Annotated in this window: 23 protein-coding genes and 1 other RNA gene; 18 read left to right on the top strand and 6 right to left on the bottom strand. The window is 35.4% G+C overall.

Annotation, left to right across the window (positions count from 1 at the left end; genetic code table 11):
* Positions 1–47: 47 nt before the first annotated feature.
* The gene (locus VK161_RS09080; protein WP_414655424.1) at positions 48–443 is read right to left on the bottom strand and encodes a ferritin-like domain-containing protein; all 396 of its coding nucleotides are present in this window, start codon (positions 441–443) and stop codon (positions 48–50) included.
* Between the two features lie 227 nt (positions 444–670).
* Here VK161_RS09080 and VK161_RS09075 point away from each other — a divergent pair, with 227 nt between their 5' ends.
* From VK161_RS09075 to VK161_RS09030, 11 genes are all read left to right on the top strand, one after another.
* A complete protein-coding gene (locus VK161_RS09075) occupies positions 671–2,011 on the top strand; it encodes a sigma-54 dependent transcriptional regulator (protein ID WP_324214767.1) in 1,341 nt (446 codons plus the stop codon).
* Positions 2,012–2,029: 18 nt separating this feature from the next.
* Complete coding sequence (locus VK161_RS09070) at positions 2,030–3,079, top strand: DUF389 domain-containing protein (protein ID WP_324214456.1); 1,050 nt, start codon at positions 2,030–2,032, stop codon at positions 3,077–3,079.
* Positions 3,080–3,239: 160 nt separating this feature from the next.
* Entirely contained in the window at positions 3,240–3,521 is a 282-nt protein-coding gene (locus tag VK161_RS09065; RefSeq protein WP_324214455.1) for a DUF7674 family protein, read from the top strand.
* A gap of 83 nt (positions 3,522–3,604) precedes the next feature.
* A complete protein-coding gene (locus VK161_RS15395; RefSeq protein WP_414655423.1) occupies positions 3,605–3,682 on the top strand; it encodes a potassium-transporting ATPase subunit F in 78 nt (25 codons plus the stop codon).
* Positions 3,683–3,685: 3 nt separating this feature from the next.
* Positions 3,686–5,386 (top strand): potassium-transporting ATPase subunit KdpA, encoded by a 1,701-nt coding sequence (kdpA, locus tag VK161_RS09060; protein ID WP_324214454.1) that lies wholly within the window; start codon positions 3,686–3,688, stop codon positions 5,384–5,386.
* 10 nt (positions 5,387–5,396) lie between these two features.
* Positions 5,397–7,415: a potassium-transporting ATPase subunit KdpB gene (kdpB, locus tag VK161_RS09055; RefSeq protein ID WP_324214453.1), complete on the top strand. Its 2,019-nt coding sequence runs from the start codon at positions 5,397–5,399 to the stop codon at positions 7,413–7,415.
* 72 nt (positions 7,416–7,487) lie between these two features.
* Positions 7,488–8,048, top strand: coding sequence for a K(+)-transporting ATPase subunit C (locus tag VK161_RS09050; RefSeq protein WP_324214452.1), 561 nt, complete (start codon positions 7,488–7,490; stop codon positions 8,046–8,048).
* 151 nt (positions 8,049–8,199) lie between these two features.
* The gene (locus tag VK161_RS09045; protein ID WP_324214451.1) at positions 8,200–9,282 is read left to right on the top strand and encodes a porin; all 1,083 of its coding nucleotides are present in this window, start codon (positions 8,200–8,202) and stop codon (positions 9,280–9,282) included.
* 50 nt (positions 9,283–9,332) lie between these two features.
* Complete coding sequence (locus VK161_RS09040; RefSeq protein ID WP_324214450.1) at positions 9,333–10,460, top strand: sensor protein KdpD; 1,128 nt, start codon at positions 9,333–9,335, stop codon at positions 10,458–10,460.
* Between the two features lie 118 nt (positions 10,461–10,578).
* The gene (locus VK161_RS09035; RefSeq protein WP_324214449.1) at positions 10,579–12,288 is read left to right on the top strand and encodes a HAMP domain-containing sensor histidine kinase; all 1,710 of its coding nucleotides are present in this window, start codon (positions 10,579–10,581) and stop codon (positions 12,286–12,288) included.
* A gap of 101 nt (positions 12,289–12,389) precedes the next feature.
* Entirely contained in the window at positions 12,390–12,824 is a 435-nt protein-coding gene (locus tag VK161_RS09030; protein WP_324214448.1) for a hypothetical protein, read from the top strand.
* 102 nt (positions 12,825–12,926) lie between these two features.
* On the opposite strand, the gene VK161_RS09025 is transcribed toward VK161_RS09030, so the two are convergent.
* Positions 12,927–14,351, bottom strand: coding sequence for an L-serine ammonia-lyase (locus VK161_RS09025; RefSeq protein ID WP_324214447.1), 1,425 nt, complete (start codon positions 14,349–14,351; stop codon positions 12,927–12,929).
* Between the two features lie 190 nt (positions 14,352–14,541).
* On the opposite strand from VK161_RS09025, the gene VK161_RS09020 reads away from it, so the two are divergent.
* The 3 genes from VK161_RS09020 to dnaK all read left to right on the top strand — a co-directional run bounded on the left by VK161_RS09020 (position 14,542) and on the right by dnaK (position 18,379).
* On the top strand, positions 14,542–15,171 hold the full coding sequence (locus tag VK161_RS09020) for a hypothetical protein (RefSeq protein WP_324214446.1): 630 nt from the start codon (positions 14,542–14,544) through the stop codon (positions 15,169–15,171).
* A gap of 39 nt (positions 15,172–15,210) precedes the next feature.
* The gene (locus VK161_RS09015; RefSeq protein WP_324214445.1) at positions 15,211–16,125 is read left to right on the top strand and encodes an EamA family transporter; all 915 of its coding nucleotides are present in this window, start codon (positions 15,211–15,213) and stop codon (positions 16,123–16,125) included.
* A 361-nt stretch (positions 16,126–16,486) separates the two neighbouring features.
* Positions 16,487–18,379 carry a molecular chaperone DnaK gene (gene dnaK, locus VK161_RS09010; RefSeq protein WP_324214444.1) on the top strand — a complete coding sequence of 631 codons (1,893 nt, stop codon included), beginning with the start codon at positions 16,487–16,489 and terminating at the stop codon, positions 18,377–18,379.
* A 156-nt stretch (positions 18,380–18,535) separates the two neighbouring features.
* On the opposite strand, the gene VK161_RS09005 is transcribed toward dnaK, so the two are convergent.
* Positions 18,536–19,420, bottom strand: a complete 885-nt coding sequence (locus tag VK161_RS09005; RefSeq protein WP_324214443.1) for a Brp/Blh family beta-carotene 15,15'-dioxygenase — start codon at positions 19,418–19,420, stop codon at positions 18,536–18,538.
* Positions 19,421–19,527: 107 nt separating this feature from the next.
* Between VK161_RS09005 and VK161_RS09000 the strand changes: the two genes are divergently transcribed.
* Together VK161_RS09000 and VK161_RS08995 are read left to right on the top strand one after the other, a co-directional pair.
* On the top strand, positions 19,528–20,250 hold the full coding sequence (locus VK161_RS09000; RefSeq protein WP_324214442.1) for a bacteriorhodopsin-like: 723 nt from the start codon (positions 19,528–19,530) through the stop codon (positions 20,248–20,250).
* Positions 20,251–20,366: 116 nt separating this feature from the next.
* Positions 20,367–20,972 carry a hypothetical protein gene (locus VK161_RS08995; protein ID WP_324214441.1) on the top strand — a complete coding sequence of 202 codons (606 nt, stop codon included), beginning with the start codon at positions 20,367–20,369 and terminating at the stop codon, positions 20,970–20,972.
* A 57-nt stretch (positions 20,973–21,029) separates the two neighbouring features.
* Here VK161_RS08995 and VK161_RS08990 read toward each other — a convergent pair whose 3' ends face one another.
* The 3 genes from VK161_RS08990 to VK161_RS08980 form a co-directional block, all read right to left on the bottom strand.
* Positions 21,030–21,749: a hypothetical protein gene (locus tag VK161_RS08990; RefSeq protein WP_324214440.1), complete on the bottom strand. Its 720-nt coding sequence runs from the start codon at positions 21,747–21,749 to the stop codon at positions 21,030–21,032.
* Positions 21,750–21,811: 62 nt separating this feature from the next.
* Complete coding sequence (locus VK161_RS08985; RefSeq protein ID WP_324214439.1) at positions 21,812–22,507, bottom strand: carboxypeptidase-like regulatory domain-containing protein; 696 nt, start codon at positions 22,505–22,507, stop codon at positions 21,812–21,814.
* Positions 22,508–22,513: 6 nt separating this feature from the next.
* A complete protein-coding gene (locus VK161_RS08980; protein ID WP_324214438.1) occupies positions 22,514–23,554 on the bottom strand; it encodes a glutaminyl-peptide cyclotransferase in 1,041 nt (346 codons plus the stop codon).
* Between the two features lie 87 nt (positions 23,555–23,641).
* On the opposite strand from VK161_RS08980, the gene ffs reads away from it, so the two are divergent.
* An RNA gene (gene ffs / locus VK161_RS08975) (signal recognition particle sRNA small type) lies at positions 23,642–23,740 on the top strand.
* A gap of 49 nt (positions 23,741–23,789) precedes the next feature.
* On the top strand, positions 23,790–24,788 hold the full coding sequence (locus VK161_RS08970; RefSeq protein ID WP_324214437.1) for an enolase C-terminal domain-like protein: 999 nt from the start codon (positions 23,790–23,792) through the stop codon (positions 24,786–24,788).
* Positions 24,789–24,818: the final 30 nt, after the last annotated feature.

Here is a 24,818-nt window from a genome sequence, read left to right as displayed (position 1 = left end):
CATTAGGTTCTTCTCTTAAATAAAAGAAAAAGACAATTTTTTGATTACTAATTGGCCATTGCATCACGCAACTGTTTTACTTTGTCGTGATCTGATTTCAATAATGCATACTGTTTGTTTAGCATAGCTTGTTCACTAAAATTAGTATCTTGGTGATCATGAATTAATGTTTTTTTGTAGGTTTCGAGTATCACATCTTCTCCATATTCACAAGAATCAAGTATGGTTTTTCTGTCGTTGCCCGTAAAAGCTGCTTTTACATCCATCCAAACTCTAAAGAACTTTCCAGTCACTCTTGTACCTTCATCAGGTGTTCCACCAAGGTTTTTAACTTCTTCCACCAATTCTTTTCGATTTTGTACACTTGTTTCCATCATATCTGAAAAAAGCATTTTTAAATCGGTTTCTTGAGCTTCAGCTTCTGCAGTTTTGTATCCTTCAATTCGGTCATTATTGATTACAATTAATGAGTTGAATACTTCAATTTTTTTTTTCGTTGTCCATTGTACTTAATTTTTGTGTTTTTACTGTATGTAAAATTCACTGTTTTCTTCATTCAAAGTGTTATACATACTTTACGATAAGTTGTAATATTCATACATGGCTGTTGAGTACTTTTTTTCTGAAACTAATTTTTAGCTACTTTTACACTTTAATTCTATAGCAATCAATCTTGAAAAATATTCTCATTATAGACGACGAAGAAAAACTCCGTGGACTCTTAGCACGCATTGTCAAATCAGAAGGTTTTGATGTTCTTGAAGCTGGCGATTTAAAATCGGGTTTCAAAAAATTAGAGCACAATGAGGTTGATGTTGTTTTGTGCGATGTAAAATTGCCCGACGGAAATGGAGTTGATTTTGTTGAAACAATTAAATCCAGTTTTCCTTTGACCGAAGTGATTTTACTAACGGCTTTCGGAAAAATATCGGATGGTGTTACAGCCATGAAAAACGGCGCTTTTGACTATATTGTTAAAGGCGATGATAATGATAAAATCATTCCACTCCTATACAAAGCCATTGAAAAAGTTCAGTTGCAAAAAAAGGTAAAACACCTCGAAAAACGCATTTCGGATAAGTATTCGTTTGAAACCATTATAGGAAAATCCAAATCAATTGATCAAGTAATTGAATTAGCTAAGAAAGTCGCCAAAACAGATTCAACCATTTTATTAACCGGTGAAACAGGAACGGGTAAAGAGGTTTTTGCTCAAGCGATTCATGAGAATAGCACTCGTGTAGGAAAATCATTCGTTGCTTTGAATTGCAGCACATTTGGCAAAGAAATTTTAGAAAGTGAATTATTTGGACACAAACAAGGCGCATTTACAGGAGCTGTAAAAGATAAAAAAGGATTCATTGAAGAAGCCAATGGCGGAACCTTATTTTTGGATGAGATTGGTGAAATGCCCATCGATTTACAAGCTAAATTGCTTCGTGTTTTAGAAACCAATGAGTACATTCCGGTTGGCGAAACCATTCCGAAAAAATCAAATTTTCGTTTGATTGCGGCCACCAACAAGGATTTAAAAACAGAAAGTGAAAACCACAATTTTCGTTCTGATTTGTATTTTAGATTGAATATTTTTGAAATTAATATTCCGCCTTTACGCGAAAGAGTAAAGGATATCGCTCCTTTGACCACTTATTTTGTCAAGCAATTTTCAGATAAAACAAACAAAAAAGAACTTCAGGTTTCTCCTGATTTTCTACAGAAGTTAGAAGCGTATCAATGGCCTGGAAATGTACGTGAATTGAAAAATGTTATTGAACGTTCGGTAATACTATCCAATGATGATGAACTTACACCAGAGGTTTTGCCTTATGAAATTCAACATCAAATCACTAATTCTAATAAATCATTGTCTGCTTTTTCTATGCAAAGTATCGAGAAATTGCACATTCAAAAAGTTTTGAATTACACCAAAGGAAACAAAGCCGAAACCGCTCGTTTGTTGGAAATCGGAATAGCAACTTTGTACCGAAAGATTGAAGAATACGGACTTTAGTTAATACACAACTCAATTATGACGAGCAACTTTGCAGTAATAAAAAGGTATTTACGAACCATTATAAATCTAAAAACGGATCAAGAAGCCGAGCAAATTACCCACGATGAAATAAAATCGGGTGCTATTTTCAAAGGTACCAATTTGTGGATTATGGCTTTTGCAATTTTTATTTCTTGCATTGGTTTGAATATTAATTCGAAAGCGGCTGTTATTGGTGCAATGATTATATCGCCGTTGATGGGACCGATTTTTGGCATCGGGTTTTCACTCGGAACTTCCAATGGTGATTTGTTGAAATTGAGCGTTAAAAATGTTATTCGAATTGTCCTAGTTTCGATACTTTGTTCGACGTTATACTACTTTCTTTCGCCTTATCATATAGCAACCGACGAATTGTTGTCGTTTTCTAAACCTACTATTTTTGATATTTTTCTTGCTTTTATTGGAGGAATGGCCGGAATGATTGCGATTTCGCGTCATGATGGTAATCGGGTTTTGGTGGGAATTGCTGTGGCAACTGCTTGTATTCCGCCGCTTTGCACTGCTGGATACGGAATTGCAACATTGCAATGGGAATACGTTTTAGGTGGATTGTATACTTACTTCATCAACGCTCTTTTTATTTGTTTAGGATGTTATTTGATTACTCGTTATTTAAAGTTTTCACGATTTTCGGATGAAAACATTAAACACATCAACAGTTACTTCGGAATTTTAGCCTTTATTGCCATTATTCCGGCACTTTATTTAGCGTATAATTTGTGGATTGTTAATGTATACAATGATCGAGTGAAGTACTTTGTAGCTAATGAAATCGAAAAATTCCATCATGTCATTCATACTTCCATCGATGCAGAAACGAAAACGGTCATCATCGATATTGTTGTAGATGAATACGATGCAAACCTTACTCAATCCATTGCGTCAAAGCTCAAACAACACCATTTGCAAGACAGTAAAATTAAAATTTTCCAAACGCTAAAAGCAATCAATAACCGTACTGAAATTCAAGCGTTGCAAAAACAAGTGAACGAACTCAAAGCAGAACTCAATCAATTAAAATAAAAACTTCTTATTTTGATAAAAGCCTATCATTTTGATAGGTTTTTTTATACTCATTTTTTTGCATATAATTAATAGAGTCAATATTTACAGCGATTTACAGTTTTTTGTTTTTAATGGAACAACTTTTGGCATTAGCGCAATGAACATAAAATTCATTCTAATGAAAAATAAGGTTACTACCATTTACAAACAAGCCGAGCGCTTTGCAGAAATCACCAACAAAGCCATTATTTCGGGAAACATTTCTAGAGCCAAAAGACTTTTAAACATTGCCGAAAATCTACTCAAAACAGGAAACAACGAAACAAAAAACGTCATTTCTACTATTTATGTCTATTCCGTTTCTTCTTTTATGGAATTGAGACATTGTAGTGTTTCGAATCTTTTTCCCCAATCGCTTAAAGCAGAATACATCAAACAAATTAACACTTCAGGCGTATGATGACAATTATCCTTTCAGTAAGCGGATTAGTGCTTTTCGCTTTGTTTTTTAAAATGATTACTGTTTTTGAAAAAATCTAAATTATGACACTACTTTTTATTATCGCCATAGCCGTGTTCATTTACATCTGCTATGTTTTAGTTAAACCCGAAAAATTTTAAGATATGAATTCTGAATTACTAGGAATCATCACTATGTATGGTTTGGTTATGCTTTTAGCCATTCCGTTGGGTCGTTACATCGGCAAAATTTTCAATTATGAAACTACTTGGTTGGATAAAATCTTTAATCCAATCGATGCATTATTTTATAAAATTGGAGGAATAAATCCAACTATTGAAATGAATTGGAAGCAGCATTTGGTGGCACTTTTGTCAATCAATGCAGTTTGGTTTTTTATTTCAATGTTGGTCTTAACCAATATGGCTTGGTTGCCTCTAAATCCGGATGGAAATCCATCAATGACGGGCGATTTAGCCTTTAATACAACAGTAAGTTTCATCACCAATACCAACTTGCAACATTATTCGGGCGAAAGCGGTTTGTCGTATTTTGGTCAATTAACGTTGATGCTTTGGCAATTCATAAGCGCTGGTTGCGGAATGGCCATTTGTGCTGTGGTTTTTAAGGCGATGAAGGAAAAAACATCGCAAACTTTAGGTAATTTTTACAGCTTTTTTGTACGCTCATGTACTCGAGTTTTATTGCCTTTATCGTTTGTAGTAGCTGTAATTTTAATGATGAATGGCACTCCAATGACTTTGGAAGGAAAAGATACCATCACTACTTTAGAAGGAAATGAACAAAATGTAAGTCGTGGTCCTGTTGCTGCTTTTGTAGCCATCAAACAATTGGGAACCAATGGAGGTGGATTTTACGGTCCGAATTCAGCCAACCCGATGGAAAACCCCAATTATTTAACCAATATCGTCGAAAATGTTTCCATCGTTTTAATTCCGATTGCAATGGTATTTGCCTTGGGATTTGTACTCAAACGTAAAAAACTATCATGGACAATTTACAGCGTAATGACACTCGGATTTCTATTGTTGTTGATTCCGACTGTAATCAGTGAAATGAACGGAAATCCTGCTATTTCTCAAATGGGAATTGCTCAAAATATGGGAAGTATGGAAGGAAAAGAAGTGCGGTTTGGTTCGGCCGCTTCTGCTAATTGGGCAACCTATACCACATGTACTAGTAATGGTTCAGTGAATGCAATGCACGATAGTTTTACACCTATTGGTGGATTGACTACTTTACTCGGAATGATGGTGAATTGCTTTTATGGCGGAATTGGAGTTGGATTTTTGAACTTCTATATTTTCATCATATTAGGTGTATTCATCAGCGGATTGATGGTAGGAAGAACTCCCGAATTCCTTGGTAAAAAAATCGAAGCCAAAGAGATGAAAATCGCCATGATTATTGCGCTGTTGCACCCATTTTTAATATTAGTAGGAACTGCTTTAGCAAGTCATTTGTATGCATCTGATCCAGAAGCTTTATCGGGTTGGTTGGCCAATCCGGGTTATCACGGATTTAGTGAAATGTTGTACGAGTTTACTTCGTCTTCAGCCAACAACGGAAGCGGATTCGAAGGTTTAGGCGACAACACTCCGTTTTGGAACATCGCTACTGGAATTGTGATGTTGTTAGCGCGTTATTTACCTATTATTGGTCCAGTTGCCATTGCAGGTATTTTAGCTCAAAAGCAATACACTCCTGAAAGCAATGGAACGCTAAAAACCGACACATCTACCTTTGGTTTAATGGTTTTTGCAGTCATTGCTATTGTAGCGGCATTATCATTCTTTCCAGCGTTAACATTAGGTCCAATTGCTGAATATTTTTCAGCTCAATAATTAAAATATCATGAGTACATCTCAAAATAATTTATTTCAAAAAGAATTGGTTAGCGAAGCGTTCAAGCAGTCATTCGTGAAACTCAATCCCAAAATAATGTTCAAAAACCCGGTAATGTTTACTGTCGAAATTGGAACAATAGTAATGCTTTTTGTATCGATTTGGATTTTATTCGGAGCGCAATCGCAAGGAAGTTTTGCGTATAATTTTACTGTTTTTTTGGTGTTATTCATCACCTTGCTTTTTGCCAATTTTGCCGAAGCCATTGCCGAAGCGAGAGGAAAAGCGCAAGCCGATAGTTTGCGAAAAACTCGTGAGGAAACACCAGCCAAATTAGAAAATGGACAAACGATTTCGTCCGCACAATTGAAAAAAGGCGACGTTTTTATTTGCGAAGCGGGCGAAATTATTGCCACAGATGGCGAAATCATTGAAGGTTTAGCTACCATTGATGAAAGTGCAATTACAGGCGAAAGCGCTCCAGTAATTCGCGAAGCGGGCGGCGATAAATCATCAGTTACTGGCGGAACAAAAGTGCTTTCGGACAAAATTAAAGTAATCGTAACTTCTGAACCTGGTGAAAGTTTTCTCGATAAAATGATTGCTTTGGTTGAAGGCGCGAGTCGTCAAAAAACGCCCAATGAAATCGCCTTAACTATTTTATTGGCCGGATTTACTTTAGTATTCATTATCGTGACTGTGACTTTGGCTCCGTTTGCAAAATACGCCAACACTCCAATTACGATTGCGGCTTTTATTTCACTGTTTGTATGTTTAATTCCGACAACTATTGGTGGACTTTTATCTGCCATCGGAATTGCGGGAATGGACAGAGCATTGCGCGCCAACGTAATTACCAAATCGGGGAAAGCGGTAGAAACGGCTGGCGATATTGATGTGTTGCTTTTAGACAAAACCGGAACCATTACTATTGGAAATCGAAAAGCAACGGCTTTTTATCCAACCAAAGGTATTTCGCAAGATGATTTTATCAAATGCGCAGTGTTGAGTTCTCTTGCGGATGATACGCCAGAAGGGAAAAGTATAGTAGAATTAGCTGGACTTGATCTTGCTAATAAACTCTCCATTGATGGTGCAACTTTAATCAAATTTACTGCCGAAACTAGAACTTCTGGAGTAGTTTTAAAAGACGGAACTAACATCAGAAAAGGTGCACAAGATGCAGCAAAAAATATAGTTATTCAGGCAGGAAATAGTTTCCCAGATGATATTAAACAGCAAGTCATAGCGATTTCATCCAATGGCGGAACTCCGTTAGTAGTAATCAAAAACAACGAAGTTCAAGGTGTAATCGAATTGCAAGACATCATCAAAACCGGAATGAAAGAACGTTTTGAGCGTTTACGCAAAATGGGAATTAAAACGGTGATGGTGACTGGAGATAATCCGTTGACGGCCAAATTCATTGCTGAAAAAGCAGGTGTAGATGATTTTATTGCCGAAGCCAAACCCGAAGATAAAATGAATTACATCAAAAAGGAGCAAGCCGAAGGAAGATTAGTGGCGATGATGGGCGACGGAACCAACGATGCACCCGCTTTAGCACAAGCGAATGTTGGTGTAGCCATGAACAGCGGAACTCAAGCTGCCAAAGAAGCTGGAAATATGGTCGATTTGGATAATGATCCAACGAAACTTATTGAAATTGTTGAAATTGGAAAACAATTATTAATGACCCGAGGTACGTTAACCACTTTTTCTATTGCCAATGACGTTGCGAAGTATTTTGCTATTATTCCGGCATTGTTTATAGCAGCAATTCCAGCTTTGCAAAGTTTGAATATCATGGGATTACACAGTCCGGAAAGTGCCATATTATCGGCGGTGATTTTCAATGCGATTATCATTCCGTTTTTGATTCCGCTCGCATTGCGCGGAGTTGCTTACAAACCAATTGGAGCTTCGGCGTTGTTGCGTAGAAATTTATTCATCTACGGAATTGGAGGTGTAATCATTCCGTTTGTCGGAATCAAATTGATTGATTTAGTAGTGTCGTTATTTGTTTAAAGAAAATAGAAATTATGAAATGAGCATTTTTGCGAATTACATAACACCATTAAAAAAAATAAAAATTTAGTTATGAAAGAAAATATAATCCCTGCCATCCGATTAACCCTTTTTTGTGCGGTGTTTTTCTCCGGAATTTATACGTTGAGTTTACTCGGAATTGCGCAATTGGCTCCCAATCAAGGGAAAGGTAAAATAGTTACTGTAGATGGGAAAAATCACCACATTAATGTAGCTCAAAAATTTACAGAAAATAAGTATTTTTGGTCTCGACCATCGGCAGTTGATTGCAATGCAGCTGGTTCGGGAGGAAGTAATAAAGGTCCGAATAATCCCGATTATTTAGCCGATGTAAAAACCAGAATTGATTCATTTTTGTTGAAAAATCCTAGTGTGCAACGCAGTGAAATTCCATCAGAATTGATAACGGCTTCAGGAAGCGGATTGGATCCACATATATCTGTTCAAGGTGCTAAAGTTCAGGCGAAACGCATTGCGGATGCCCGAAAAATTTCGAAAGAAAAAGTGTTGGAATTGATTCAAAAAAACACAGAAAAACCTCTTTTAGGAATGTTGGGTACAGAAAAAATAAATGTGTTGCAATTGAATATTGAATTGGATCAATTGAAATAAAAGTTCTTAAAAAACCGAATGCCCTAGCCCAGATTGAAGGGAAAATCCTGGCATTGCGAAAGACAATCGTACAACATGAGATTGCTTCGTTCCTCGCAATGACAGATTGGAATGAAAGCTGGATTAGCTTCAAATAAAATAATTAACTACAATGAAAAAAATAATAATTGCAGCTTTAGTAGCTTTTGGATGTACAATAAGTAACGCCCAAGAAGCGGAAAAAGAAAAGAATCCGTTGACCTTTTCGGGTTATATAGAAACGTATTACAGTTATGATTTTGGGAATCCGGAAAATCATTTGCGTCCCGGATTTGTTTACAGTCACAACAAACACAATGAGTTGAACCTGAATTTAGGTTTGGCTAAAGTGAATTATGTAAAAGCCAATGTTCGTGCTAATTTAGGTTTGATGGCCGGAACGTATCCTGAATACAATTTGGCAGCTGAACAGGATTTGTTGCGTAATGTGTTTGAGGCCAATGTGGGTGTGAAAATTTCTTCAAAACATAATCTTTGGGTTGATGCCGGAATTATGCCTTCGCACATTGGTTTTGAAAGTGCCATTGGTAAAGATTGTCAAAATTTAACGCGTAGTATTTTGGCCGATAACTCTCCGTATTACGAAGCAGGAGTGAAGTTAGGATATACTTCAAAATCGGAGAAATGGTATTTGGCTGCGATGTATTTGAACGGATGGCAACGCATTCAGAAAATTGATGGCAATCAAACGCCCGCTTTCGGAACTCAAATCACGTTCAAACCTAGCGGAAAAGTAACATTGAATTGGAGTACATATGTAGGAAACGAGCAACCCGATGTGGATCGAAAATGGCGTTATTTTAACAACTTTTACGGACAATTTAAACTCTCAAATAAAACCAATGTAACGGCTGGTTTTGACATTGGATCACAAGAAATTGGCGGAGATGAAAGTGGCTCAGATGTTTGGTATTCGCCAGTTGTAATAGTACAACACAAACCCACTTCAAAAGTTCAGTTGGCGGTTCGTTGCGAATACTATCAAGACGAGAAAGGCGTGATTATATCAACTGGAACCGAAAACGGATTCAAAACCTTCGGATTATCAGCCAATTTTGATTACTTAGTTAGTGACAATGTGATGTTCCGAATTGAAGCTCGAAATTTATCAAGCAAAGACGAAATCTTTTTAAAAGATGAAAATCCAACGAGTTCGAATACCTTTTTGACGACTTCATTGGCAATTTCATTTTAGAATGCAATACGCTTTAAGCATGTTGCCTAAAGCCTAAAGCTTACTGCTTTATGGAACAAGAAAAACAACATAACGCCCAACATTTCCTCGATTTAATTCAGAAATCACGCAAAGGAAAATTTAAAGTCTACATTGGCATGAGTGCTGGTGTGGGCAAAACTTTTCGTATGCTACAGGAAGCACATACGTTACTGAAAAACGGAATTGACGTGAAAATTGGCTACATCGAAACGCATTTTCGTAAAGAAACGCATGAATTGTTGGATGGTTTGCCCGTTATTCCGCGAAGAACCATTTTCTACAAAGGAAAACAATTGGATGAAATGGACGTTCAGGCGATTATTAATTTGCGTCCCGAAGTAGTGATTGTTGATGAATTGGCGCATACCAACATTGAAGGCAGCAAAAACGAAAAACGCTGGCAAGATGTTGTTGAAATTTTAGATGCTGGAATCAATGTGATTTCGGCGGTGAATATTCAGCACATTGAAAGTTTAAACGAAGATGTGAAGCAAATTACGGGAATTGAAGTTCAAGAGCGAATTCCAGATAGTGTTTTACGAATGGCCGACGAAGTGGTGAACATTGATTTGACTTCAGAAGATTTGATTGCCCGATTGAAAGAAGGTAAAATTTATACTCAAGATAAAATTCAAACCGCATTAGCTAACTTCTTTAAATCGGATCAGATTCTGCAATTGCGTGAATTAGCATTGAAAGAAGTGGCAAGTCAAGTGGTTCGAAAAGTAGAAAATGAGGTTCCGAAAAATACCGCTTTAAAACACGAAAAGTTGTTGGCCTGCATCAGCAGTAATGATAAAACGGCCAAAACTGTGATTCGGAAAGCAGCACGATTGGCGAGTTATTACAACAGTATTTGGTATGTTTTGTACGTAGAAACGCCAAAGGAAAGTCCGAATAGAATTGCACTCGACAAGCAACGTCATTTGATTAATAATTTTAAACTGGCAACACAATTGGGTGCCGAAGTGATTAAGGTAGAAAGTTCCAACATCACTGATGCCATGCTCACTGTAGTTCAACAAAAAGGAATAACAACAGTGTGTATTGGTAAACCACACTTCAATTTATTTAAAGTAATTTTGTCAACAACCATCTTCAGGCGATTATTGAATAGTTTGTCGAAATCGAATGTGGATTTAGTGATACTTTCTTGAAAATTCACCGCAGATTCACAGATTTCATTTGTAAAAAAATCTAAAATGATTAAAATCGGAGGAAATAAATAATAATTTAAATTTGAGTATGAGAATTGTTTTCTCATCGAAATGACTTATGAAAATCAAAACCAAATTAAATCTCGGAGTAGGATTGTTATTTATCTTGATAATTATTCTATCGTTGGTGAGTGCGTATTATATATTTTCTATTAAAAAAGACACTCAAAATATTCTGAAAGCCAATTATGTCACTTTAGAATATTCAAGAAACATGTTGATTTCGTTGGATAAAATGGAAGTTGATGAAAACAAATCAATTGCCTTGTTTGAAACAAATTTAAAGAAACAATTGGCTAATATTACCGAAGTTGGCGAGGATAAAGTCACTTATAACTTGCAAAGAAATTTCAAACTTTTAGTGAAAGATAAAACTTCTGATAGCATTAAATCTCAAATCAGAAACGACATATTTGAGATTATGAAACTCAACATGAATGCGATTAAAGTAAAAAGTGATATTGCTAAAAGTACGGCAGAAGAAGCCAATTTATGGATTGCCATAGTAGGAACTTTGTGTTTTTTGATTGCCTTCAATTTGTTGGTGAACCTTCCCAATAATATAGCCAATCCAATTAAAGAGTTGACGGCGAGTATTAAAGAAATTGCCAATAGAAATTACAAAGAACGCGTTCATTTTCAGAATCATAACGAATACGGTGATTTGGCGAAATCGTTCAATACGATGGCCGAAAAACTCGAAGAATACAGTAACAGTAGTTTGCACAAACTTTCTTTTGAAAAGAAACGACTAGAAACGCTCATCAATAACATGCACGATCCAATAATTGGTTTGGATAATCAAGGTTCAATTTTGTTTGTTAATGATGAAGCACTTACAATTATTGGATTAAAAAAGGATGAAGTCATAGGTCAAATGATTGCGACTTTAGCATTGAAAAATGATTTATTGAAATCGTTAATTATTAATGAATTGGAAAGCCCGAAAGCACATCCGATGAAAATTTTTGCCGACGGAAAAGAAAGTTATTTCGAAAAAGAGATCGTCACTATTACCATAACTCCAACAGGTGAAGAGCAAACAATTGACATTGGAAATGTAATTATTTTGCGGAATATCACTCTTTTCAAAGAATTGGATTTTGCTAAGACCAATTTCATTGCAACAGTTTCACACGAATTAAAAACGCCCATTTCATCCATTAAAATGAGTTTGCAATTACTAGAACAATCCAAAACTTTGAACGATGATCAGAAGCAATTGATTGAAAGCATAAAAGATGACAGCCAGCGTTTGTTAAAAATTACAGGTGAATTGTTAGAATTATCGCAGTTGGAAACGGGGAATATTCAATTGAATATAGAAAAAAGTAATCCGTATGATATTGTAAAATACGCCACTGAAGCCGTCAAAATTCAAGCTGATCAAAAGCAAATTGAATTGGTGATTGATGCTGAGGATAATCTTCCAGATGTAAAAGCAGACAGTGAAAAAACGTCTTGGGTTTTGATTAATTTTCTAACCAATGCCATTCGATATTCTTCTGAGGACAGTACAATAGTAATTCGGCTAAAAACCGAAACCAATCAAATTGTGTTTCAGGTTGTTGATAAAGGAAAAGGAATTGACAGTCGTTACAAATCGAAGGTTTTTGATAAGTATTTCCAAATTCCCGGCAGCCATAAATCGGGAACAGGCTTAGGCTTAGCGATATCCAAAGAATTCATTGAAGCCCAAAACGGAACCATTGGTGTTGAAAGCGAATTGGGTTTAGGAAGTACTTTTTATTTTAAATTGAACGTTTAAACGACAATTCAATTAATTATGAAAGTTTACGGTATAATCATGTAACATAGTACGAGTACTTGGCAGTTAACTTTGTACTATAACAATTTAAAATTGAAAACATGAAAACAGTAAGCTTAGTAAAAAGAAGTATGATGGTTGCCTTAGTATTGGGAATGGGATTTTTAGGAAGCTCTTGTAGTGATGACGATAATGGAGGAGAAACAGTTGCACCATTAGCTGGGAAATGGAGATTTAGTAAAGTAGGAACAACAGTTAATGGTGTAGAAACTTTAGTTGACGCACCGCAAAATCAAGCAGGCTGTGAAAGAGACTTTATTGAGTTAAAAGCTGACAACACTCTTGTTGAAGGTGACTATGATTCGACCATAGATGCTTGTGCATTGTTTACAGATAACGGAATTTATTCTAGATCGGATAACAATTTAACACGTGTGGTTGATGGAGTTACAACAGTTCAAGATATTGCTAATTTAACACTTAGTGAACTTAAATTAAAAAATGCTAGTGGTAATATTGAATTATACATCAGATAGTTTATCTGAATGATTCTTTTACTCTTGCCTTTTTGAGGAAACTGAGTTTGAAACGGAGACGACTTACCAAAGTTGTTTCCGTTTCTTTTTGTAAAAGACTTTCTAACAGTCGGCTACATTTACCGCAACTGCCAATCCACCTTCGGAAGTTTCTTTGTATTTGGAGTTCATGTCTTTGGCCGTTTGCCACATGGTATTGATGACTTTATCCAACGGTACTTTAGCGTTTTTAGCATCGGTTTCCATGGCCAATTCGGCTGCATTAATCGCTTTGATTGCGCCCATAGTATTGCGTTCGATACACGGAATCTGGACCAAACCACCAATCGGATCACATGTTAATCCCAAATGATGTTCCATGGCAATTTCGGCGGCCATTTGTACTTGTTCTGGAGTTCCGCCCATGACTTCACACAACGCAGCGGCAGCCATAGCCGAAGAAACGCCAATTTCAGCTTGACATCCGCCCATAGCAGCGGAAATGGTGGAGCCTTTTTTGAAAATACTACCAATTTCGCCCGCTACCATCAAAAATTGTTTGATTTCTTTTTCGCCTGCATCGTGGTTTTCAATCACTAAATAATACATCAAAACGGCCGGAATTACACCAGCACTTCCGTTGGTTGGAGCAGTCACTACACGACCTAAAGCAGCATTGACTTCATTGACAGCCAAAGCAAAACACGAAACCCATTTGAGGATTTGGCGGAATTTTACTTCGGTTTTACGAATCGTTTCAAGCCATTCTTGAGGTGAATTATAATTTGACAAACCTATTAAACCTTGATGCATATCAAAAGCACGACGACGTACATTTAATCCACCAGGAAGAATGCCTTCGCTATGACAACCAATGTACATGCATTCGAGCATGGTGTTCCAAATGCGTAGTAATTCCGAGTGAATTTCTTCTTCCGAACGCATTGATTTTTCGTTTTCATACACCACTTCAGAAATGGATTTATTCATATCGTTGCAGTACGCCAAAAGTTCTTCCGCATTTTGAATCGGATAGGGAAACGCACATTTGATTTGCTGCTTTTTCTTGGCATTGACGCGTTCTTCTTTGACTACAAATCCGCCGCCAATAGAGTAGAAGGTAGAGGAAAATTCCTTGTCGGAAGTGTATGCTGTAAATGTCAAACCATTTGCATGAAAAGGCAAGAAGTTTTTATTGAAAACGATGTCAGTTTCGGGATTAAAGACGATAGTTAACTGATTTCCTAAAATGAGTTGTTGGTTGGAATTGATGGAAGTAATGATTTTATCAATGCTTTCCACCGGAATGTATTCGGGATCTTGACCGCTTAATCCGAGCATTACTGCCAAATCGGTGGCGTGACCTTTTCCTGTTAATGATAATGAACCGTACAAATCAACTTTTACGCGAGTGACTTTTTCCAATAACTGCTCTTGATTCAATTCGGATAAAAATCGTTCGGCTGCGCGCCATGGTCCGAGTGTGTGCGAGCTCGATGGTCCGACACCAATTTTCAACATATCAAAAACCGAAATGCATTCTTCCATACCTAAAGTTTAGTTTTAATTACAAATATAAGCGAAAGAATTGTTGAATTTTCACTCATAGAATTAAAAAATAGTTATTTGATAATTCAAATGTGTTTTTTTTGTTGATAGTGTAAAAATAAAAACCTGACTGTCATTTTTTTGGCATGAATTTGGCATCATTTTTAAAAACAAATTCAACCTCTTATTTATGAAATCAATAAGTTTACTTCGTGTTTTGTCGCTACTTGGATTTTTACTGTTAATAGCACCGTTTTACGACCAATGCAATGGAAAAGGAATGAAGTATAAAAAGGCTGAAAAAGCTGAAGTTTCTGCTATTGATGCTAAAGATTCAATTCCAGTTCAAAAGACAGCAACCAAAGAAGAAGTAGCTTTAAATTTAGAAAAAGAACCTTTTTTTACTCGAGCTTATGAATTTATTGATGATGAAGAAACTCAGAATGCATACGAACTAGCCGAGTTTTTAACTGTCTATTCCGATATGACTTACGCCGATTTTAAAAGTGAGATTGCAGAAGATTTTAAGAAGAACAAGCACGATTGTATTTCCTATCTTGTAAGATCAATAGCATTTTTATTAATCATTATTATTACTTTATTGCAACTTATTAGTTCTATTTTAAAAAACTATAAACGGTTGTACCAATTATCAACTTTTAATATTGGATTGCTATTTATAGCAACTATTTGCATTGTATTTTTCGATAGTTTGTTTGAAACGTACCGACAGATAAAATGGGGGTTTTATGTTTTCTTGTTCGTTCAAATTATAATGGTTTATTTCTCTAAAAAGCAGCTGCGCTCAATTCCTAATTAATTGTTATAAATTCGATAACTAAATCCCAATTCTCTATTTTTGCACCAAATTATTCGTGTGCAAATCAACAAATATTTTCTCGCAGCGCTTTCGTCCTTTATTATTTGGGGCTTTTTTAGTTTGGCATTAAAACCATTGCACGATTATCCGTCGTTGGATATTTTATTTTATCGAGTTTTTTTTGCTACTGTTTTGTTGCTGTTGATTTCTGCTTTTTTGAGGAGAAAAGTCGTGCTTCGCGATTGGCTGGCTTTGCAACAATTGACACAGAAAGAACGAGTAAAAGCGTTGTTTTTAACAGTTGTAGGCGGATTTTTACTCATCATCAACTGGTTTTTATTCATTTATGCCATTAATCACGTGAGTTTGCAATCGGCGTCGTTTGCGTACATGATTTGCCCGATAATCACTACTATACTGGCTTTTATTATTTTAAAGGAACAACTTTCCAATTGGCAATGGTTTTCGGTGGTGTTGTGTGTGATTAGTTGTGCCTTATTGTCTATGGGTCATGTAACCGAATTGATCTACAGTTTGACCATCGCTTTTTCGTTTGCTTTTTATTTGATCAGTCAGCGTAAGAACAGTTTATTTGATCGGTTCAACATCTTAACGGTACAAATGTTGATTGCTTCGTTGGTGAGTATTCCTTTTTTTCCTGAGTACAGCGGCCCGATTCCAACAGCATCACTATTTTATATTTTATTAATGGTGGTTGTAGTGGTTTTTACCATTATTCCGTTGTTTTTGAATTTGTATGCATTGAAAGGAATGAACTCATCGGAAGTAGGTATTTTGATGTACACCAATCCGCTGATTCACTTTTTTCTGGCTATTTTTTATTTTAAAGAAGAAATGAATGCAGTTCAAATAAGTTCGTATGTGTTGATACTGATTTCGATTGTTATTTTTAATGAGAAGGTACTTTTTAGAAGGCAATCGATTCAAGCATAATTTCTACTGAAAACCATTGCACTAGCCCAGATAGAAGTGGAAATCCTGACATTGCGAACGATAATTATTCTGAGATTAGCTAACGCTCAGTTCGCTTTGCTCGTGTGTCTTCGTTCCACGCAATGACAGATTGGAACGGATAGCTGGAAATAGCTTCAAAAAAAAAAAACTTCTTACTTCGTAAATCGTACCTCTTACTTCGTAAATCGTACCTCTTACTTCCTACTTCAAATGTCATCTTGTCATATGATTTACTTCAAAAACTGCCAAAATCACCATAATTCTCTATTGGCATAATGATTGCTTTTTGTGAATCAAGTTTTGAATAGAAATAAAAAACGCACAATAAAATAATAAAAAAATGGGAAAAATTATTGGTATCGATTTAGGTACAACCAATTCTTGCGTGTCAGTTATGGAAGGTGGAGAACCAGTTGTAATTGCTAATGCAGAAGGAAAAAGAACTACACCATCTGTAATTGCATTTGTAGACGGTGGCGAAATCAAAGTGGGTGATCCAGCAAAAAGACAAGCTGTAACAAATCCTACTAAAACAATAGCGTCAATCAAACGTTTTATGGGTAATAAATATTCTGAAAGTGCTAAAGAAGCATCGACAGTTGCTTATAAAGTGGTAAAAGGCGATAATGATACTCCACGTGTAGATATTGATGGTCGTTTGTACACACCACAAGAATTGTCGGCAATGACACTTCAAAAAATGAAAAAAACAGCTGAAGACTATTTAGGTCAAACAGTAACTGAAGCAGTTATTACAGTTCCAGCGTACTTTAACGATGCACAACGTCAGGCTACGAAAGAAGCAGGTGAAATTGCAGGCTTAAAAGTAATGCGTATCATCAACGAGCCAACGGCAGCAGCTTTGGCCTATGGTTTGGACAAACAAGGAAAAGATCAAAAAATTGCAGTATACGATTTAGGTGGTGGAACATTTGATATTTCAGTGTTAGAATTAGGAGACGGTGTTTTTGAAGTACTTTCTACTAATGGTGACACGCACTTGGGTGGAGACGATTTTGACCAAGTAATCATTGATTGGATGGCGAACGAATTCAACAGCGAAGAAGGTGTTGATTTGCGTAAAGATCCAATGGCATTACAACGTTTGAAAGAAGCTGCTGAAAAAGCAAAAATTGAATTATCATCTTCAACACAAACTGAAATCAACTTGCCATATGTAACGGCAACGGCTAGTGGTCCAAAACACTTAGTAAAAACACTAACAAGAGCAAAATTCGAGCAATTGGCTGAGACTTTAGTAAAACGTTCGATGGATCCAGTGGCAAAAGCATTGAAAGATGCAGGTTTGTCTACTTCTGACATTGACGAAGTAATTTTAGTGGGTGGTTCAACTCGTATTCCAGTGATTCAAGAGCAAGTAGAAAAATTCTTCGGTAAAAAACCATCAAAAGGAGTGAATCCGGATGAAGTTGTAGCGATTGGAGCTGCAATTCAAGGTGGAGTTTTAACTGGTGATGTAAAAGATGTATTGTTGTTAGACGTTACGCCTTTATCATTAGGAATTGAAACTATGGGTAATGTAATGACGAAGTTAATTGAGTCAAATACTACTATTCCAACCAAAAAATCACAAGTATTCTCAACAGCTGCGGATAACCAACCAAGTGTTGAAATTCACGTTTTACAAGGTGAAAGAACGATGGCGGGTGACAACAAAACAATTGGTCGTTTCCACTTAGATGGAATTCCACCAGCGCCAAGAGGTGTTCCTCAAATTGAAGTAACGTTTGATATTGATGCCAATGGTATCATTAAAGTTTCCGCTACTGACAAAGGAACTGGTAAATCACATGACATTCGTATTGAAGCGTCTTCAGGATTGACTCCGGAAGAAATTGAAAGAATGAAAAAAGATGCTGAAATGAATGCTGAAGCAGACAGAGCAGCTAAAGAAAAAGCAGATAAATTGAACGAAGCAGACAGCATGATTTTCCAAACAGAAAGTCAGTTGAAAGAATTAGGCGATAAATTATCTGACGATCATAAAGTAGGAATTGAAAGTGCTTTAACCGAATTAAGAGCAGCGCACCAATCGCAAGATTTAGACGCTATTCAAAGAGGTTTAGACGCTGTAAACGCTGCTTGGAAAACCGCAACTGAAGCAATGTATGCACAAGGTGGTGCAGATCAAGGTCAGGCTCACGAAGCACAACCTCAAGCTGATGCAAGTGGAGATCAAACACAAGATGTAGATTTTGAAGAGGTGAAATAAGCAGAGAGCCAAAATCTTTTTCAAAGATTTTGTGCGAATCGCTTATTCCGATGCCAATCGGAATCTTTCGAAAAAGACAATAGATTTAAAAGCTGGACTTCAGTCCAGCTTTTTTTTGAATGAATATATGGGTCGGATTTTAATCCGACCCTTTTTTTATGCTCGGTTTTGCATTTTAATGATGATTAAAGTATGTGGAAAAGTAATTGCCGCAAGGAAAGAAAAGAACAAAGCGTTGAATATTTTGTATTCTTTAAATAGCATGTACAAAATACCTATACCTATTAATGATGCTATCCAATACAGAAAAGCGGACTTAAAATAGCGTTTGAAATTTGTTACAGTACAATCGCCATATAAGAAGTGAATTTGTTCTTTCATCGACGGAATACTGTGCCACACCACAAAATAGATTGCAAACGCCCATATTAAATCGGCAGTTTTAAAAATAATAGCAAAAACCAATAAATAGAACAGGTTGAGCACTATCTCTGATTTGAACTTTTTTGAAATTCTATACATTACAATACCCAAAATCAACAGGATAAGACCTACTATTGAAATTATGATCTTGAAGTTTAATTCAGCAATAGATGTATTTGATATTTGTTGAATTATATTTTTCACTTCTATTTCGTGAAAACTAAATAAAAGAGATAGAATGAAAAGACCGTATACCGTTTGAAATAGTACTAGTATTTGGTTTTGATTGACTATTTCGAGTTCGTTCCAATGTTGTTCCCCAAAATGATATGAACTAAATAGAATAAAAAGGAGTAGAGCAAAAATGGGAATATAAAAAAACAGTAACGCACCTATGCTCACAATGAGAATGTAGTAAATGATCATTTTTTTTATTGATAGGTATACTTTATTCTCATTAATTTTTTGAAATAAAGCTAAATCATTGGCTCCATGTAAAATTCCAAATAAGAATATTACTACAAATCCGATAAGTTGTTGATACTTAAAGGAAAAGTTTGATGTAATCCAGATGGCAAAGAAGCTAAATAGGATTCTATAGCTATTGGTGTTTAACATAAATTTAGATATTATTTTTGTTTAAAGATAATTATAAAATGTTAAACACTTTTATTTTATTTGTTTAATCATTTTTAAATTTGGTTAAACAAATAAATTCTTATACTATGACAAATTTTCTTTCAATTTCATTAGTGTCAAAAATGTTACCAACTGATTATGTTGGATTTACATTTTTTATTGGATGCATGGCTATGATGGCAGCATCAGCTTTTTTCTTTTTATCTTTAAGCCAATTCGATAAGAAGTGGCGCGTATCCGTTTTAGTTTCTGGCTTAATTACTTTTATTGCAGCTGTTCACTATTTTTACATGAGGGATTATTGGGCAAGCTTTGGCGAATCACCAACGTTCTTCCGTTATGTAGATTGGGTTTTGACCGTTCCTTTAATGTGTTTGGAATTTTATTTAATTCTGAAAATTGCTGGTGCCAAAAAATCATTGTTATGGAAAATGATTATTTATTCACTTGTGATGTTAGTGACGGGTTATTTTGGCGAAGCCGTTGACCCAATTAATGCTTGGTTATGGGGATTAGTTTCGGGTATTGCCTACTTTGCAATTGTGTATGAAATATGGTTGGGTGAAGCTTCAAAATTAGCCGCAGCAGCTGGAGGTCAAGTTCTAGCAGCACACAAAATATTGTGTTGGTTTGTGCTGGTAGGTTGGGCCATTTATCCACTGGGTTACATGTTGGGTACAGACGGTTGGTATACCAGTATTTTAGGTAAAGGAAGTGTAGATGTAGCCTACAACATTGCTGATGCTATCAACAAAATCGGTTTTGGTTTAGTTATTTATAATTTAGCAGTACAATCTACTAAAGAATAAATAACTAGTTTTTAATAGTTGTAACCGCCTTGTAGCCATAACAAGGCGGTTTTTTTATTTAACATTATTTGAAATAATTATTTTATATATTAGCCATCTATTAAACCAAAAATGATATGAAAAGAATAGTTTTATTGGTACTGATGACACTAATTAGTACAACTACTTTTGCTCAGAAAAAAAAATCAACAGCAAAAAAACCAGCAACAGCAAGCACTACTGCAAAAGGAGTTCTTGCTAAAGCAGATAATTTGGTAGCTGAAGTAAAAGCAGGAAACTTTCAACTGACCATCAATGAAAATGGAAAGCAGAAAGACGCCTTGATGATTAAAACGGTTGATGCCAAATTTGCACCTACAAATGTTAAATTGACTTCATTTACAGCGAGTGGAACTAAATTGTATTTATTGACATGGACCGAAGTTGTGGTTATAAAATCGGATTTAAAAACCGAAAACCTGACCAATGTGTATTCGGTTGTGTATGAAATTCCGAATAAGAAGCAAGTATTCTCTAATACGCAAACTACCAATCATATTGTTGAGAAAGTCTTTTTAGATCGATTAAAAACGGCTTCAGAAACTCAAGAGAGAATCAGAAGAGAAGGCTTTGAGTTTATTTTAAATGCTGATGGTACCATCACACAAAAAAATAAAACCCAAGAAAACAAGTGGAAATACGATGCGGCAAGTATGGAGTTTGTTGATGCTAAGAGAAAATAAGCTTCCTGATTGAGACGCGAAAAATAAAAATAAAAAACGCCTTTTATAGGTGTTTTTTTATCGAAATAAGTTACCAATTGCATAGAAAATTCTACCAAAAAACGAACGCTTTTCAGAAGGTTGAGTATAAGTTTCTGTATCTACATAAGTAACCATACCGAGTATTATTCGTTGTTGAACTAGGATTTTGGTAGGGCAAACAATTTTAAGGTTTTTGTTTTCTGCTTTTACAATATGTGTCGAAATCTCATAATCAAAATCATCTGAAAAAAGAACGGTGGTTCCTCGGTTTACTTTTAGAGAGAAAGTTCCATCGTATCGAGTGTGAACAGTTTCATTGCCATTAAATTTGATCACTATTCCTGAAAGCGGAGTATCGTTTTCATCGACGACTATTCCAGACAACGCAACAATTTCATTTGTTACTGCATTTTTAGTGTTTTCGATTTTTTCTGTTTGAATCGTTGGTGTTTTTTCTTGTGCAACGAGATCATCTGTTCCCAATCCTAAAAAACTAATCACAGCCGAAGTAGTGGCCAACCAAATCGAACTTTTTTCTTTTGGAACTATCAACTCGCGATTTAATTGGGTGTTGGCAAATCGGCCACATAATGAATTATTCATTTGAAAAGCCTTTGCAATTTCTCTATCGGATGATTGCGTAAAGTCGTATACTTTTTTCTGGCACGATTGGCAAAAACGACCTTGTTCTACTACAGTCATTGCTGACCAGTTTTCGGAGCATGGTTTTGGTACAGTGATAATTGAATTTTTCATAATAAATAGCTTTTACTTATAGAGGCGATTTATTACAAAAAGGTTGGGAAGACAATTACTTTTTATCTAAATAAATTAGCGATGGAGTTGAAAAATTTACCTAATAAAGTTCTTCTTTCCTCATTTATCGCCGATTTTCCCATTATATCGTCGGGCCGAAATTCAGTTTCATTTTTTTCTAAAATAATAGACATATAAGCTGTTCTATTAGCATAAATTTCAACAGTTTTCAATCCATCATGATTGATGATAAGGACATCATTGGGTTTTATTTTGATTTTAAATTCACCATCTTCGTTAGTTAGTGTAGAAAATAATTTTTCTTTGACTAAGATTTTTAAATTAGGAAGAGGCGATTTGTTTTCATCCAACACAATTCCCTTCAGAACATACTCTTTGTTGAAATCAATCTCAGATGCATTTTTTTTATCAGTTTGCTCTATTTTGGTTCTCCCTTGTGAATAAACTTCTTGAGTTCCGAGTCCAATGAAACTAATAAAGGCTGATGAAGTAGCCATCCATAGTGAATTTCTTTTTTTTGGAATAATTAATTTACGATCCAATTGTGATCTTGAAAATCTTCCGCATAAAAACTGATTTTTTTCAAGTTTTTCAACAATTTCTCTATCGGAAGATTGTGTAAAATCAAATACATTTTCCTGACATAATTGACAAAATCTACCTTGTTCCGATGGTGTCATTTCGAGCCAATTTTCAGAACATGGTTTTGGAATCGTTACATTAATTTTTTTTGACATCAATTGTTATGGATTAATTCGAATCTCAAACATCTTATCCCAGTTTTTTCCAGTTATAAAAAAGGTTTTAGTAGCAGGATTATAAGCAATTCCGTTCAAAACGTCTGTCTCAGGTAGTTTTGTGATTTTTGTTTCTAAATCGGCCATGTTTAGTATTCCTTCTACCGCCCCAGTTTTCGGATTAATAACGGCAATGGCATCTTTTTGGTATACATTTCCGTATATTTTTCCGTCAACCCATTCCAATTCATTCACCGCTTCAATTCTAGTTTTCAAAGAATATACATTGATGTAATCCAATTCTTTGAATGTGTCTGGATCCAGTATATGAATGCGTTCCGATTTGTCAGTCATGTATAAATTTTTACCATCATTAGTCAAACCCCAACCTTCCAGATTTTGTGGATAGGTAAATTGTTTTTCTTTTTTTAATGTCTTAGCATCATACACAAATGCCGTGTTCTCTTGCCAAGTCAATTGATAAATTTTATCATTCAAAAAAGTAATTCCTTCTCCAAAGTAACGTGCTTCCAAATCTACTTTTAGGTCTACTTTTCCGGTTTTGTAATCGGTTTTACGAAGGGTAGATTCGCCGTATTGACCCGTTCCTTCATACAAAACTCCATTGTAAAATTCCAAGCCTTGAGTATAAGCAGAAGTATCATGTGGATAAGTATTGACAATAGTGTAACTTAATAATTTGGGTTGTACATTAGACACAATTTCAATTTGAATTGAATCTTTTTCTACTGCGCCATCATAATAGACTGAGGTTTTTACTTCTCCGAAACCTAATTTTTCATTTTTTAATTCGTAGGAAAACAAAGTTCCCTCTTTTTTCGAACCTACTCTTTTGTCATTGATAGCATACACAATACTATCAATTTTCTCCGATTTCGGATTTAACACCTCAATAGATAAGGATTCGTCTAACGAATACTGGGTTTTTAATTTCTTTTCATTGATGTTGAATACATCTTCTGTGCCTTGGCAATTGGTTAATATTAAACCTAATAAAATGAATGCTAATGCGTTATATTTTTTCATTGAAAACGGATTGTATTTTATAAAGACAAATGTATTATTTATGATGTTAATTTCTTGCAAAAATATAAAAAGATTGTATCTTTGCCGCGGCAAGTCCTACACGACCAGCTCCTGCAGAATCCTCCAGGATGGGAACATAGCAAAGGTATGCGGTTGTAGCGGTGCGATGTAGGTCGCTTGCCATTTTTTATTCCGATTCTTGTCGGAATTTTTTTTTAATTCCAATTTTCCTTTAATGAAATTATCTTGGCAAATAGTTCGATTTGTTTTAAAGGAAACCTTCTCCATTGCTTACGGCAATTATTCCCATCGTGATGCACTTATTGTTTCTCTAAAAAGTCACAATTGTACTGGTTATGGTGAATGTACCGCAATCGACTACTATCATGTTAATTTAGATGATTTTGTTGTTGATTTGCATCGCATTCAATCAAGAATTGAAAGTCAAGAGTTAGTGCATCCAACCGAGTTTTATTTGTTTTTGGTGCAATTGAATTTACCCAGTTTTTTGCGTTCGGCAATTGATTGCGCGTATTGGGATTTGTATGGAAAACTCGAAAACAAAAGCTTTTTAGAATTGAATTCGATTTTACTAAATCAACTTCCCGAATCTTCCATTACGATTAGTGTAGATGATATCGATAATCAAATCAAGAAAATTCAGCAATCTGAATGGGCAAAATTTAAAGTAAAATACAATCATTTTGATGAAGCAGCGATTTTAAAATTACTTACATTAGATTATGTTATTGCTCTTGATTCAAATGGTAGTTTTACCCAAGAAAATTGTTTGTGGTTACAGCAGAATGAACCGATTTCAAAATTCACCTATCTTGAGCAACCAATGAAAACAGGAAGTGAGAATTATTCCGTTTTAAAGGCAAACGGTTTTGCGAATTGGATGGCTGATGAAGATTGTCAGGATGTTTTGATGTTGCCACAACTGAAAGAACACTATCAAAGTATCAATATTAAATTGGTAAAATGTGGCGGATTGACTCCAGCGCTCGAAATGATTCAACAGGCTAGAAACTTGGATTTTAAAATCATGATTGGTTGTATGACCGAATCTACAGTGGGTATTTCAGCAGGAGCAGTTTTGGCTCCGCTTTGCGATTACGCCGACTTGGATGGAGCTAATTTGATTGCTAATGATATAGCCAAAGGAAATTACATCGTCAATGGTAAGTTGCATTTTAGTGAAAAACCAGGCTTAGGAATAGAGTTAATCTAAATCTGTTTTTTATCTTTAACCCAAATAATA

The sequence above is a fragment of the Flavobacterium sp. genome (assembly GCF_035299245.1).
GTDB lineage: Bacteria > Bacteroidota > Bacteroidia > Flavobacteriales > Flavobacteriaceae > Flavobacterium.
The sequence above is the reverse complement of the archived record's forward strand: the minus strand, read 5'-3'. Positions and strand labels throughout refer to the sequence as shown.